Genomic DNA, 14,275 nt, shown 5'->3' on the forward strand with positions numbered 1-14,275 from the left:
TACAGAGAGGGTCGGTCCGAAGAGATTCTTTGGACTGGCCCTCGTTTATTAACGGCACTTGTGCCTACCGTGGACTGAGGCAGCGATGGATCATTTACCAGAGAGGCGGCAATGGCGATTCAGATGAACAACCAGCCGACGGAGCGGTGGACGTGACCTTGATTCAGACGTTTACTCGGCAACTTCATAACATTCATGAGGGAATCGAGGAGTCTTTGCATTCACCGGTCAGTGTTTCCCCTAACCGCGCCCATTTCTTGCTCACTGCTGCTGCCCTGTGTCGACATATTTACCCCGAGGACGAAAGATTCTTTTCGCACCCGTTTCCGGACACCGCTGGTGCCGTTATTAGTAACGCACAGAGAATACTGCGAACTGTGGCGGCGCATGAATGCGCTGAATAACTCAATAGATTCGCAGGGTGCGGCACGAGATCGCTTGGAATGAGACTGTCGGGCGCTACTGCTACTGCTGGCGTGTCACAACTCCAGAGAAGAGCCGATCACTATTCTCATCAGGATGCGAATCTCAGTTCCGAAGCGGAGAGCCGGGCTGCTAGTTGGGGCAGCGCTACCTGATGGCTGGATCTGTCGCGACGCCTAACAAGAAATTAGCGCAATTGAAGGGGCTGAAATCATGATTATCGCTATTTCCATAGTCATTGCCGTGGTCGTTGTGATGAGTGTACTGAGCCTGATGCTTGGCGTGTTTCGGAGGCTTGATAGTACGGCAGACGACATTCAGGATGTCGATCCACAAGCTGCTAGAGAACTACGTCAGACTCGTGAAGACATGGACCGCAGTCAGGGCTATTACGGCCCTCGGCAGTAGGCCGATGAACTTTCACAGATTAAATGACAATGAGCAGTCCCGAAAGTTGGATCTGCTCATTGACGTTGACTGCTGAACTTACTAGTCCAGCTTCATCACGTTCTCGGTTACGACCGCAGCGCGGGCGTTGGAGAAAATCTGCTCGGTGCCGATGATCTTGAAGCCGCGGCGTTCAAGAACCTTGATGGAACCAAGGTTGTCTTGGACCACATGAGCGGTCAGTGGGCGCTTGGTGTATTCCTGAAGGAATGCATCTACTGCACTGGTGGTGATGCCCTTGCCCCAGAACTTGGTGGAGGTCCAGAAATTAATCTCAGGCTCATCGCCATCGAAAACAAGAATCGAACCAGCTACGTCACCGTCATGTTCGATGGTGCGTACCAAAACAGTTGGGTCGTTGAGGATCTGATTCCAGTGGTGATCGAACACCGCACGATCCGAGGGGTTGCGCGCCTGGTAGGCGGCCATAAGATTCGCCTCGGGTTCTTGCTGATGAGCGAAGAATGCGTCCAAGTCGGAAGCGCGGACTTCACGTAGCTGCACGGCAAAGGCCTTTCAATCGTGTGGGAAGGATGCCGGTTGGCATACCTCTTGCTCAAGGGCTTAAAACTAGACTACCGGTGAAGTCAAAGCGGCAAGCGCCATATTTGACAGCAACGGCTTCAAACCTGATTTTTTAGTTCGTGGATTGTGGGCAGAATGCGCAGTAGAGTTCAGCAGGCCGAATACTGCATGCGCCCGGAACCGCTGGGATTGTGCGGAGTCATCGGGGTGCAACTTCGCCAGCTGATCGGTCCACAAGGAGATATAGGCATTCTGAAGTTTACGAACTAATGCGAGTTCGGACTTGGGCAGTGACTTCAAATCGCGATCCTGAACCTGCAAGATGTCCGGCCGGGAGAGTGAAAAATCGGTATGGAAGTCAACCAGCCTTGAGAGTACCTCAATAGGCTCACCACCGAGCTCTGCCGCCTTTTGTCCACCGGCGTAGATGTCCTTAGACATATCAACGAGAAGGGCGATGAGCACCGCTTGCTTGCCGGCGAAATGACGGTAGACAGCCGGGCCGGAAATACCGCATGCGGCCCCCAGATCTTCGAGGGAAACTCCCGCATATCCGTGCTGTGCAAAGAGACGGGTTGCTTCACGCAACAATGCGTCCCGACGCTCGGCCTTGGCGCGTTCGCGGTCTGTTGGTTCGTTGAGTGATTGGTACCTAGCCAACGGCATTATCTCCTTACGAATACCAAGCCCGACTATGGACAACTGTGATGCCTGCCACTAGTGTCAAAAATATGGTGGATGCTTGGACGCTGTGGCAACCAGTTAATAGATATTAACCATACTCGCCCTGATGTGAGCTTCCAAGTAGTAGAGGCCTCATCCCGACCAACGTCCGTCATCCACCGCCCGCAAACCGCGCGGGCAGGGATCGGAGAACTTGATGGAGGCAGCAGCCAATGCTTGATCTAGAACTCGACGAGCAATACCAAGACCTGGTGAACCTTGTCCGTGAATTTGCCCAGCAGGTCGTCGCTCCACAGAGCGCGGCTAATGATGCAAATAAGTCATTTCCGTACGATATTGTGAAGCAGATGGGGGAGCTGGGGCTGTTTGGCCTTCCCATTTCCGAAGAATACGGAGGTTCCGGTGGTGACTACTTCCACCTGGCCTTGGCTCTTGAAGAATTGGGCAAGGTCGATCAGTCTGTAGCCATCACCCTCGAAGCAGGTGTGTCCCTGGGCGCCATGCCGATCTACCGTTTCGGCAGCGCCGAGCAAAAGGAAAAGTGGCTGCCAGAACTTGCCGCCGGACAAAAACTTGCGGGCTTCGGATTAACCGAGCCCGGAGCAGGATCCGATGCCTCCGCAACACACACCCGAGCCAAGCTGGAGGGCGGCCAATGGGTGGTCGACGGGGCCAAGGAGTTCATTACCAACTCCGGTACCGATATCACTTCACTGGTCACTGTCGCGGCCCAAACCGGTATCGACGAAGCAACCGGTGCCAAGGAGATATCAACGATTATTGTTCCTTCGGGCACCGACGGCTTCACCGTGGCGCCTGCCTACGACAAGGTCGGATGGCGGGCCAGTGACACCCATCCGCTGCATTTTGACTCGGCTCGCGTACCCGAAGAGAACCTGCTTGGCGAACGCGGAAGAGGCTATTCCTACTTTCTTAAGATTCTCGACGAGGGGCGCATTGCCATCGCGGCATTGGCTACCGGAGCGGCGCAAGGCTGCCTCGACGAAGCGGTTGCCTATGCAAAGACCAGAACCACATTCGGAACGCCGATCGGCAAGAACCAAGGCATTTCCTTCATGCTCGCGAGAATGGCCACCAGGGTGCACTCGGCGCGATTGGCCTACTATGCGGCAGCCGCCAAAATGCTTGCCGGGAAGGACTTCAAGGTTGAGGCGGCGCACGCAAAACTAATCGCCAGCGAAGCGGCCATGGACAATGCCAGGGACGCCACGCAGGTCTTCGGAGGATACGGATTTATGAACGAATCGTTGGTTGGCCGGCACTATCGAGATTCCAAGATTCTGGAAATCGGTGAAGGCACCACGCAGGTCCAGCAACTGCTGATCGCAAGGAGCCTAGGACTCTAGAAGCTGGCCGAAATAGCGGAGAGCACTTTGGGTGCTCACAGTTAGTACCACCATAATGGTGGGGTGAGCACCCAAGATTTCTCTATTCCCACGAGAGAACCGCGCCGTGTAACGCTTATCGGCTCGACAGGTTCTATCGGAACGCAAGGCCTAGACGTCGTTGATGGAGTACCCGAAAAATTCAGCGTTGCAGCGATCAGCGGCGGCTACAACCTAGAACTGTTGGCTCGGCAGGCGGTGAAGTACCGCCCTGCCGTTGTCGGCAGTGCGGTTGAATCCACCGATCAGCTTGCGGCGGCGATTAAGCTAGCGGCCGAGGATGCTTCAGTGACCGGGTATGAGCCCGTACTCTATGCCGGAGCCGGCGCGGCAACAGAGGTGGCAGCCTACACCGAATCGGACGTGGTGCTCAATGGCATCACCGGCGCGATCGGGTTGGAGCCGACCATTGCGGCCTTGAAGGCAGGTCATCTGCTGGCGCTGGCGAACAAGGAATCGCTAATTATTGGCGGACAGGTGGTTAAGCAGTTCGCCGCTCCAGGACAGATTACTCCGGTCGACTCCGAACACTCGGCGCTGGCTCAGGCGTTGCGCTCAGGCTCCCCCGAGGAAGTAGCGCGACTCATTGTCACAGCTTCCGGCGGGCCGTTCTTTGGGTACAGCTATGAGCAGCTGCGTGAAGTTACCCCTCAGCAAGCGCTGGCACACCCTACCTGGGATATGGGCAAAGTCATCACGACCAACTCCGCAACTATGGTCAACAAGGCACTGGAAGTCATCGAAGCCCACCTGCTCTTCGACGTTCCATTGGAAAAGATCCAGCCCGTCGTGCATCGGCAGTCGATCGTCCATTCGATGGTGGAGTTCATCGACGGCTCGGTGATCGCTCAAGCATCGCCACCTGATATGCGTCTGCCAATTGCTCTGGGAATGAATTGGCCGCATCGCGTTGCCGGGGCGGCGCAGGCTTGCGACTTCTCCACGGCTGCAACGTGGACCTTTGAACCTCTTGACGAGCAGGTTTTCACTGCAGTGAAGATCGCTAAGCAGGCGGCAGCCTCCTCCGGCACGCACATGGCGGTGTACAACGCCGCGAACGAAGTTGCTGTGGATGCGTTCCACGCAGGACTTATCAAATTCACCGACATTGTTGAAATCATCGAACGAGTCTTGGACGCTTACACGCCGGTCAACGCAGAACTCTGCGTAGAAGTTGTACTTGAAACCGATAAGTGGGCCAGAGCCCACGCAGCGAAGATTCTGGGCGTGAGCTAATGAGCACCCTATTATTTATCGGCGGCATCCTCTTCATGGTTATCGCCATCGGCCTGTCCATCGCCCTGCACGAGGTGGGACACCTGGTGCCGGCAAAACTCTTTGGACTGCGCGTGCCGCAGTACATGATCGGCTTTGGCAAAACCCTGTTTTCCTTTAAACGCGGTGAGACGCAGTACGGCATCAAAATGCTGCCGTTGGGCGGCTACATCTCCATGGTGGGAATGTATCCGCCGCGCCCGCACGCCGAGGAAGACCCGCAAGCGCCGAAGAAAAAGCCAAACCTCTTCCAGCGCGTCTTCGGACAGATGGTAGACGATGCGCGCTCGCAGGCGAATGAAAACATTCGTCCGGAAGACGACGGCCGAATGTTTTATCAGCTGCCGATCTACAAGCGAATCATCATCATGCTTGGCGGTCCGTTCATGAACCTGATCACAGGTTTTGTACTGATTGGTGTGGTGCTCACCACCTTTGGCGTTCCAACCACGACGACCACCGTGTCTGAGGTTTACCAGTGCATCACGTCGGCGCAGAACACGACCCAGACCGAGTGCACCGACAAGGACCCGGAAGCACCGGCATATAAGGCGGGGCTGCTGCCCGGAGACACCATCACCGCAGTCAACGGAACGCCCGTCGCCCAGGGGGAGTGGACCGAACTGACCGATGTCATCAGGGACAACCCGGGACAGCCGATTTCACTTGACTACACCCGCAACGGGGTCAGCCACAGTACAACGCTGACACCGTATCTCACGGATCGTCCTGCCATGGATGAAAACGGCAACGCGATCAAGGATGAAAATGGCGACTACGTCATGACAAAGGTCGGTTTCGTCGGCATGAGCTCGACAGTGGCGAATATTCCCCTGCCGTTGAGCGAAGTCCCTGTAGTCATCGGTGATCAGCTGGCAACCATCGGCAACGTGATCATCCATCTGCCCCAGCGCATGGTTGATGTCGCCCAGGCGGCATTCGGCAATGAAGAACGCGACCCGAACGGGCCCGTGTCAATTGTCGGCGTAGGACGTATTGCCGGAGAAATTACTGCACAGGACTCCATCTCGGTCAGCGACAAGTTCGCCACCTTGCTGTCCCTGGCTGGCGGGTTGAACCTTGCACTCTTCGCCTTCAACCTGATTCCGCTGCTTCCGCTGGACGGCGGGCACGTCGCCGGAGCCTTGTATGAGGGGATCAAACGTACTGTTGCCAAGATGATGGGCATTAAGAACGTCAAACCGGTAGATACCATCAAGATGCTTCCCCTGACCTACGTGGTGGTGGTCGGTATGCTGCTGATGGGCGGGCTCTTAATATATGCCGATATCTTCAAACCGATTCAACTGTTCTAATCTCAAGGATTAAGCTGAAGTTATGACTGTTTTTGCTGTTGAATACGTATATGCCGAGAATTCCGCCGAACTGCGCAACGAGCACCGTCCGTCGCATCGCGAGTATCTAGGCGGCTTTGTCGCCGACGACGGTAACGTACGTCTACTGGCTTCCGGCCCAACCCCCTCCAACGACGGTGCGCTGCTGATTATGGCAGCAGAGACCGAGGCTGAATTGGTTGAGGCGTTGAACAACGACCCGTTCAAAACCTCCGGTGCGGTGCAGAACGCCATTATTACAGAGTGGAACCCGGTTACCGGACTGCTTAAAGAATTCGCATCCTAAGCGCGGAAGCGCAGGGGAGAGGTGGTTGATTCATGGAATCAGCCACCTTTCTTATAGGAAACCAGAACATGGATCTTAAGATTTCTCGTTCCTTGAGCATCCCCTCGGCGGAGCTGAAATGGAACTTTTCACGCTCTTCGGGCCCGGGTGGGCAGCACGTGAACACCACCGACTCTCGGGTAGAGCTTTCATGGTCGATCGCTGATTCGAGGGTGCTGAGCCCATGGCAACGGCAAAGGCTAAGCGAAAAGCTGGCATCTCGCACCAGCGCAGGGGTGCTCACCGTTGTTTCTTCACAGGAACGTTCACAGTGGCGAAACAGGATGGACGCACAAGAAAAACTCGTGGCTTTGGTCCAAGCGGCGCTGGCACCCGATGCGCCCGCTCGCAGACAGACCAAACCCACCCAGGGATCGGTGCGACGCCGGTTGAATTCTAAAGCCAATCGATCTTCAACCAAGGCGCTGCGCCGTCGGCCGCCGATGGACTAACTGCCACGACCCCAGCTTTAGGCGTGATGCAGGTCATGTGAATACACGGAATTATCTCTAGTGGGCGTCCGTTGAAAATAGATGAAGCGTCAGCTTGTTCAATTTTTCTGTTTTTAGGAGATGCCCACTATGGCAACTAAGGTCCTGACTCTCGTTGGATCCCTGCGCAACGGTTCGACCAACCAGCAGCTGGCAGAAGCCAGTGCAACCCACGCACCAGAAGGTGTAGAGGTTGAGCTGTTCTCGGGTCTTGAGAACATTCCTTTCTACAATGAGGACCACGATGTTGAGGGCGGCGTTCCTGCAGCCGCTCAGGCCCTGCGCGATGCAGCCAACGGTGCAGATGCGCTGTTGCTGATCACCCCTGAGTACAACGGCACCATGCCAGCTGTGCTGAAGAACGCCATTGACTGGCTGTCGCGTCCCTTCGGCTCCGGCGCAGTGAAGGACCTGCCATCGGTAGTCGTCGGCACCGCATTCGGCCAGTATGGCGGCGTGTGGGCTCAGGACGAGGCTCGCAAGGCCCTGAACATTGCAGGCGCAAACGTCCTTGAAGACGTCAAGCTGGCCATCCCGAACTCGGTGGTCCGTTTCGCTGAACTGCACCCACAGGACGACGCCGAGGTAGCCGAGCAGGTTGCTCAGGTCCTGAGCGGCATCAAGTCGGTTGCAGAAGCCAACTAGTGTGTGACGTCGTGGATTAAGCTGAATTTCCACGACATCGTAGAGTAAAGGCCACGGTGTCATGCCGTGGCCTTTCTCGCATCAGTACCCCGTCTGCTGCAGACGGTGACATACTTGGTAAAGAGTATTACCCACAATCAATTCGGAGGCGTCCATTGACTTCGGTCAGCCTAGGCATGCCGGCAGCCCCACCGCCGGTTCTCGCACCACGTCGTAAGACCCGCCAAATTCAAGTCGGCTCTGTTGGCGTGGGTTCTGACTCGCCGATCTCGGTTCAGTCCATGACCACGACCAAAACCCATGACATCAACGCAACTTTGCAGCAGATTGCGGCGTTGACTGCTACGGGCTGCGACATTGTGCGTGTTGCCTGTCCTACGGACAAAGACGCCGAAGCGCTGAAGATTATTGCGATGAAGTCGCAGATCCCGGTCATCGCTGATATCCATTTCCAGCCGAAGTATGTTTATGCGGCCATTGAGGCAGGCTGCGGCGCGGTGCGTGTGAACCCCGGCAACATCCGCCAGTTCGATGACCAGGTCAAGGAAATCGCTCAGGCCGCCAAGGACCACGGCACCTCGATTCGCATCGGCGTGAACGCCGGTTCGCTGGATCGCCGACTGCTCAAGAAATACGGTAAGGCAACTCCCGAAGCACTGGTTGAGTCCGCCATTTGGGAAGCCTCGCTGTTCGAAGAACATGGTTTCCACGACTTTAAGATCTCCGTCAAACACAATGACCCGGTGATCATGGTCCGTGCCTATGAGCTGCTGGCCGAAAGCGGAGACTGGCCGCTGCACCTGGGGGTCACCGAAGCAGGTCCCGCATTCCAGGGCACCATTAAGTCGGCCACCGCCTTTGGTGCACTGCTTTCGAAGGGTATTGGCGACACCATCCGCGTATCGCTCTCGGCCCCTCCTGTTGAAGAGGTCAAGGTCGGCAACCAGATTCTTGAAGCATTGAATCTGCGCCCACGCAAGCTTGAAATTGTCTCCTGCCCGTCCTGTGGTCGTGCTCAGGTCGACGTATACACCTTGGCCGAACAGGTGACCGAGGGGTTGGAAGGCATGTCCGTGCCGTTGCGCGTTGCTGTAATGGGCTGCGTCGTCAACGGTCCCGGTGAAGCACGCGACGCCGATTTGGGTGTCGCCTCCGGCAACGGCAAGGGTCAGATCTTCGTCAAGGGCGAGGTCATCAAGACCGTGCCGGAAGACCAGATTGTCGAAACCCTTATTGAAGAGGCCAATCGTTTGGCGGCAGAAATGGATCAGGGCAATGACGAGAATCCTTCCGCGGGTTCTCCAATGGTCACCGTCGGCTAAGGGCAGTCGACGAGTCGACGGGGATCAACCGCGCATTCTTGGCCGCAGGGACACTGCGGCCTTGATTGCGTTGCTCGACAGGGATCCCGTCGCCAATATTTTCACCCGCTCGCAGGTTGACCTGCATCGTTCGGCTGTGCCTGACGGGTTTGCCCATGTTCTGGGCGTTTACGGTGAAGAAGGGCTGCTTTCCGCATGCTGGGTGGGCGCGAACATGTCGCCCACCTTCATGCCGGAGGAGCAGGCCCAAGAATACGCACTCATGGCGCTGGCCACGCGCCAGCGTTTTGCCTCGGTCTTTGGTCCGGCGCAATCGGTGTTGGCCATGCACGAGGTCCTGGCCACCGGTCCACAGTCAATATTCGATGTTCGCCACAACCAACCACTCATGGAAATGCGAACCAACCCGACGTCGGTGATGCGGCGCCCGCTGCGGCCAGCGCAGCCCGGCGAATTCGACAAGGTGCTTCCCGCCAGTGCCGCCATGTTCGAAGAAGAACTTGGATACTCTCCGCTGGACAACGGCGGGAGTTTCTATCGCGGACGCGTTCGTCAATTGATCCGCCAGAAGCACACGTTGATCGACACCGACGATCTGGGAAATGTCGTTTTCAAGGTGGATTTGGGAACCGTCACCGACCAAGTGGCACAGATTCAAGGAGTTTGGATCAACCCGATGTACAGGGGCCACGGTCTTGCCGCCGGCTATATGGCCGCCACGGTCGACTACGCGTTGGAACATGCGCCCATCGTGAGCCTTTACGTCAACGACTACAACGAAGCCGCGGTGAAGACCTATCAGAAGGTCGGCTTCCAGCAGGTAGGCACCTTCGCCACGATTCTCTTCTAACCGCGCCACGAGGGGTCGGCGAACAGGCGTCTAACCGCGAAGCGGTGCGGCGATCTATTAGACTCGTTGAGAATTGCCGTAAATGATGGGACAAGTAGTGCACGAAAGCAGAACACGACTAGTTGCTGCGGCGGTTCTGGCTACCTCGCTTCTCACCTTGACAGCATGCAACCCGCCGGCCGCGCAGAACACAGAACCCACGGCGGAACAGGCGGTTGAACGCTCCGCCGATGAGTTGAACAAATCCCTCGAAGAGTTCTCGAAAGACCGACCGGGGGCCAAGGTCGTGAGCGATGCGCAGCTTCGCAAGGGGATCCCGCAGGCCCAGCAGTGGCTGGAGAACGTTGAAATTAAACCCAGCAAATGCGGGGTCACTTTCGCGGCACCCATATCAGAGCAATTGAAGAACTCGGTGATGGGAGCGGTCGAGCTCAAGGATCAATACATTACGGTAGCCATCTACCCGGATGTCGAAGCCCTAAAGACGGCATGGGATGCTCAGGCCGAGGCGAGCAACTCCTGCGCGCGGTACACCGTAAAGTCTGAAGGTCAGTCGAGGGCGTTTCACCTTGCAGAACAACCGGTGAAGAGCAACGCCGAGCTGAACCAGGGCTATGTCATCACCGGCAGCGATGGGACTCGAACCTCTCAGCAACTTAGCGTCCGTTCGGCCGCGGTTAATGTGCTGGTCGGCATACAGCAAGCCACCACCAAAGAACAGACGGCCGACCAATTGAAAGCAGCGACTGAAACCGTCAATGCAGTTTTGGAGAAGATCAACTAGCTGATGCGCAAAGTAATGAAAATGTCGAAAAACCGTGGTTTCCTGGTGCTCCCCGTAGCCCTCACCTTGATGATCACCGGGTGCTCTTCGGCGAATGATCAGTCCGCTCCTTCACAGCCAACCCAAGGACAAACGCAGGCTAGTTCCGAAAACCTAAATGCGGAGCGCGTGGAATCGGTGGTGAAGAGCGTGCTCGGCGATGACCCTTCGGCGATGATCGTTGAAAATGAAGCGATGCAGCAGCAACTTCAGATGGCCAAGGACGTGAAGGCCTCGGGCGGAATCAAACCAGAAAAATGCGCACAGCAAATGGAGGACTACACAGTCTCCGATCTCACCGGTTCAGTCTCGGCCACGGGCACCGTCACCGATGAAAAACTTGGAAAGGTTGTTCAAGTTTTCTCCATCACTGATGATGACACCCTGAAAAAGATTTCCCACGCATTGACCTTGAAGAGTATCGACGGATGCAAGGACGTTAGTGTCGAGCAGGGCGGTGAAACCCTCGATGCCACCCGACAGATTCTTCCATTGGACGTGAAGGCGGATCAGTCACTGACCATGTCTACGCAGCTTGATGCAGGTGGTGGCCAAAAACTGAGTTCCACAGTGGTTCAGGCCTTAAAGGGTAGGGATTTTGTCATCGTCACCTACCAAACTGGCATGGAAGGGCCAGCCGAACTCAGTGCGCAGGCTGTTGAGCTGGCGAACAAAACCTTCGATGAGATCAGTGCTTCCAAGTAACTCTTCGGGATTTGTTTTATTTCTACTTGGATTTGAAATATAGTAAGTGGCACATCACTTCCGATACCTGAGGACATCTGAAAATGAAGAAGCGTTCACTAGTGTTGCTCCCACTTGCCGCGGCTCTGGCACTCTCCGGCTGCAGTGGATCCGATAGCACCGCAGAGAATTCGGCATCCGCGTCACAACAGTCCGAACAGAGCTCACCTGAGCAGAGTGCACCGGCACAGAGTGCTGATGCTTCGGCTGCACTGACCAGCGAACAGGCCAGCGCCGTTGTCAAGAAGCTTGCTGGCGACAGCAAGGACGCGATGGTTATGGACGGTGATACGCTCGCCGCATCGATTCCTCAGGCACAAAAATTGATTGACCAGATGGAGATCAAGCCCGAAAAGTGCGCAGAGTTTGTTTCCCAGCAGAACATCGGAGACCTCAGCGGTATCCACATGGCAGTAGCAGTGGTTCCTGGAAGCAATCCAATGGAGTCGACCAGCTACAGCGTTGCCGGCTATGACGACGCATCGAAACTGAATAAGGCCAAGGAACTTGCCACGGCCAAGGATCTGCAGGGCTGCGATAAGTTCACCATGACTATCGGAGGTCAGGAAGTTGAAGCGGCCGCCAAGTTCGTGGACGCCACCTCCGACGCCGACGTCACCTATGTCACCTCCAGCAACGTCAAAATGGGTGGGCAGGAAGTTCCAGGAGGAACTTACCAGATGCAGGGCATCGTAGGTCCAAACGTCATCGGCATCTCGGTCTCCGGAGATTCTTCGAAGTCCCAGGACGAGGTTGTGAAGGAGATGACCACCGAAATGAACAAGGCGGTGGCAGAGGTCAAGGCCCAATCTAAGTAATAGCGGCGTCCGCACCAAAACGGGTGTTGGTTCCCTGGAGAAATCTACGGAGCCAACACCCGTTTTGTGTGATTGACATCGCTAAAAATGGGCTGAAAAAGTTCAGAGAATCTGGAGCCGAAACCCTCAGACAGGCGTACAGTACTCATTCGTGAATATGAAAGCCGAGGTGCCGAACACCTCTTCGTCTTCAAACTCGCGAACGGATCGCCACCGCCTCTACCGGTGGCTCAACGACCAATCCGTTGGCCACGAAGACCCCAGCGACGGAAAGAACCGCGCTGGCAAATGGTGGCAGGTCATGTGCCTGTCCGGCCTGGACTACTTTTCTACGCTCGGCTACCAACCTGCCATTGCTGCATTGGCCGCCGGAGCACTGGCGCCTTTCGCCACCCTCATCCTAGTTGCGGTGACCCTCGGTGCTGCGCTGCCGGTGTACCGCCGGGTTGCAGGGGAGTCCCCACATGGGCAAGGGTCCATAGCAATGCTTGAGCGTTTGCTGCCGCATTGGAAGGGCAAGCTGCTGGTACTGGTCCTTCTCGGCTTCGCCGCCACCGATTTCATGATTACAGCGACGCTGTCCGCAGCGGACGCATCGGCACACCTGATCGAGAATCCATTCACTCCCGAATGGTTCACCGGTAAACAGATCCCCATCACCGTCATCCTGCTTCTGCTGCTCGGTGCGCTGTTCCTCCGCGGTTTTAATGAGGTCATTTGGATCGCGGTGGCACTGGTCGGTGTCTTTCTGAGCCTGAACCTCATAGTGATCATCGTGTCTCTGCTGAATATCTCGGCTAACCCGGTGACCCTCAGCAATTGGATGGACTCGCTCTTCGCAGCTCATGGGGACCCGTTGATGATGCTGTTGGTGTGCCTGATAGTCTTCCCCAAACTTGCGCTGGGACTCTCCGGCTTTGAAACCGGTGTGGCAGTTATGCCGCAGATCGCTTCCAAACCGGGCGACACCCCTGAAAATCCTGCGAGTCGGATCCGCGGAGCGCGCAAGTTGCTGACCACTGCGGCGCTGATCATGAGTGGATTCTTGGTGCTTTCCTCGGTGGTGACAACGGTATTGATTCCCGCCGGCGAATTTCAAGATGGCGGAAGCGCCAACGGCCGTGCACTGTCATGGCTGGCGCACAAGCTATTGGGCGACGGATTCGGCACGCTCTACGATGTTTCCACGATCTTGATCCTATGGTTTGCCGGAGCCTCGGCACTGGCGGGCCTGCTGAATCTGATTCCTCGCTATTTGCCGCGCTTCGGCATGGCTCCCGAATGGGCCCGGGCAGTACGGCCGCTGGTGCTGGTCGTCATCAGCGTGGCGCTGGCCATTACCTGGCATTTCGAAGCGGATGTCGATGCACAGGGTGCCGCGTATGCCACCGGCGTGCTGGTGCTGATGAGCTCGGCCGCCGTGGCCGTGACCATCTCGGCACGACGTAAACGCGAACGAGGCAAGACGGTGCTGTTTACGATCGTGTCGGTGGTGTTCCTCTACACCACCGTGGCCAACTGTCTGGAACGTCCCGAAGGACTAAAAATCGCAGCCTTCTTTATCGCTGCGGTGCTGTTGGTTTCGCTGATCTCCCGTTTCCGCCGCTCCACTGAACTTCGTGCCACCTCGGTGAGCTTCAACGCTCACGCTGAAGAATTGATCAAGGCCGCCGGCCACCGGGGCATTCTGCAATTGATTGCCCACGAGCCTGCAAATACGACCAAGGGAAGGTACCGCAAGAAGCTGCACCATGCCTCGTTGGCCAGCCATATCTCGGACAAGGCTCCGGTGATGTTCCTTGAGGTCAAAGTGTCCGACTATTCGGATTTCGCGCAGGACATTCACGTGCGCGGCGTGGTGCGCCACGGCTTCTGGATTCTGGAGGCTACAGCTCCATCGGTTCCAACAGCCATTGCATCGGTCAGCCTCGCCATCAGGGACAACTACTCGATCATGCCGCATATTTATTTCCGCTGGACCGAAGGCAACCCGTTGAGCAACCTTGCCAAGTTCGTGTTCCTTGGCCAAGGCGAGATTGCACCGTTGACCCGCGAGGTGCTGCGCGAAGCCGAACCAGATCTGCAAAAACGACCGTGGGTGCACGTGGGTTAGTAGGCCCTCACGAAGGCCAAGACTCACCG

General features: G+C 56.4%; 15 protein-coding genes. 13 read left to right on the forward strand and 2 right to left on the reverse strand.

Annotated features, from left to right (window positions below; all coding sequences use genetic code 11):
• The first annotated feature begins 636 nt into the window (after nucleotides 1–636).
• Complete coding sequence (locus RUH64_RS04335; protein ID WP_313811578.1) at nucleotides 637–831, forward strand: hypothetical protein; 195 nt, start codon at nucleotides 637–639, stop codon at nucleotides 829–831.
• Between the two features lie 81 nt (nucleotides 832–912).
• Here the strand turns inward: RUH64_RS04335 and RUH64_RS04340 are convergent, their stop codons facing one another.
• Complete coding sequence (locus tag RUH64_RS04340; protein WP_313811580.1) at nucleotides 913–1,374, reverse strand: GNAT family N-acetyltransferase; 462 nt, start codon at nucleotides 1,372–1,374, stop codon at nucleotides 913–915.
• A gap of 66 nt (nucleotides 1,375–1,440) precedes the next feature.
• Nucleotides 1,441–2,097, reverse strand: coding sequence for a TetR/AcrR family transcriptional regulator (locus RUH64_RS04345; protein WP_313811582.1), 657 nt, complete (start codon nucleotides 2,095–2,097; stop codon nucleotides 1,441–1,443).
• A gap of 194 nt (nucleotides 2,098–2,291) precedes the next feature.
• On the opposite strand from RUH64_RS04345, the gene RUH64_RS04350 reads away from it, so the two are divergent.
• The 12 genes from RUH64_RS04350 (at nucleotide 2,292) to RUH64_RS04405 (ending at nucleotide 14,246) form a co-directional block, all read left to right on the forward strand.
• Entirely contained in the window at nucleotides 2,292–3,446 is a 1,155-nt protein-coding gene (locus tag RUH64_RS04350) for an acyl-CoA dehydrogenase family protein (protein WP_313811584.1), read from the forward strand.
• Between the two features lie 63 nt (nucleotides 3,447–3,509).
• A complete protein-coding gene (gene dxr / locus RUH64_RS04355; RefSeq protein WP_313811585.1) occupies nucleotides 3,510–4,721 on the forward strand; it encodes a 1-deoxy-D-xylulose-5-phosphate reductoisomerase in 1,212 nt (403 codons plus the stop codon).
• Nucleotides 4,721–6,076 carry a site-2 protease family protein gene (locus tag RUH64_RS04360; protein WP_313811587.1) on the forward strand — a complete coding sequence of 452 codons (1,356 nt, stop codon included), beginning with the start codon at nucleotides 4,721–4,723 and terminating at the stop codon, nucleotides 6,074–6,076. Before dxr ends, RUH64_RS04360 begins: the two co-directional genes overlap by 1 nt.
• A gap of 22 nt (nucleotides 6,077–6,098) precedes the next feature.
• A complete protein-coding gene (locus RUH64_RS04365; RefSeq protein ID WP_313811589.1) occupies nucleotides 6,099–6,401 on the forward strand; it encodes a YciI family protein in 303 nt (100 codons plus the stop codon).
• A gap of 68 nt (nucleotides 6,402–6,469) precedes the next feature.
• The gene (gene arfB, locus RUH64_RS04370) at nucleotides 6,470–6,892 is read left to right on the forward strand and encodes an alternative ribosome rescue aminoacyl-tRNA hydrolase ArfB (RefSeq protein WP_313811591.1); all 423 of its coding nucleotides are present in this window, start codon (nucleotides 6,470–6,472) and stop codon (nucleotides 6,890–6,892) included.
• A gap of 129 nt (nucleotides 6,893–7,021) precedes the next feature.
• Entirely contained in the window at nucleotides 7,022–7,576 is a 555-nt protein-coding gene (locus RUH64_RS04375; protein WP_313811593.1) for an NAD(P)H-dependent oxidoreductase, read from the forward strand.
• 155 nt (nucleotides 7,577–7,731) lie between these two features.
• Nucleotides 7,732–8,898, forward strand: coding sequence for a flavodoxin-dependent (E)-4-hydroxy-3-methylbut-2-enyl-diphosphate synthase (ispG, locus tag RUH64_RS04380; RefSeq protein WP_313811594.1), 1,167 nt, complete (start codon nucleotides 7,732–7,734; stop codon nucleotides 8,896–8,898).
• Nucleotides 8,899–8,959: 61 nt separating this feature from the next.
• Entirely contained in the window at nucleotides 8,960–9,748 is a 789-nt protein-coding gene (locus RUH64_RS04385) for a GNAT family N-acetyltransferase (protein ID WP_313811595.1), read from the forward strand.
• 82 nt (nucleotides 9,749–9,830) lie between these two features.
• The gene (locus RUH64_RS04390; protein WP_313811597.1) at nucleotides 9,831–10,532 is read left to right on the forward strand and encodes a hypothetical protein; all 702 of its coding nucleotides are present in this window, start codon (nucleotides 9,831–9,833) and stop codon (nucleotides 10,530–10,532) included.
• A gap of 3 nt (nucleotides 10,533–10,535) precedes the next feature.
• A complete protein-coding gene (locus tag RUH64_RS04395) occupies nucleotides 10,536–11,276 on the forward strand; it encodes a hypothetical protein (protein ID WP_313811598.1) in 741 nt (246 codons plus the stop codon).
• A gap of 83 nt (nucleotides 11,277–11,359) precedes the next feature.
• Nucleotides 11,360–12,133, forward strand: a complete 774-nt coding sequence (locus RUH64_RS04400; protein ID WP_313811599.1) for a hypothetical protein — start codon at nucleotides 11,360–11,362, stop codon at nucleotides 12,131–12,133.
• A 301-nt stretch (nucleotides 12,134–12,434) separates the two neighbouring features.
• Entirely contained in the window at nucleotides 12,435–14,246 is a 1,812-nt protein-coding gene (locus RUH64_RS04405) for an amino acid transporter (RefSeq protein ID WP_313811826.1), read from the forward strand.
• Nucleotides 14,247–14,275 lie beyond the last annotated feature (29 nt).

The organism is Glutamicibacter sp. (genome assembly GCF_032154645.1).
Lineage (GTDB): Bacteria > Actinomycetota > Actinomycetes > Actinomycetales > Micrococcaceae > Glutamicibacter.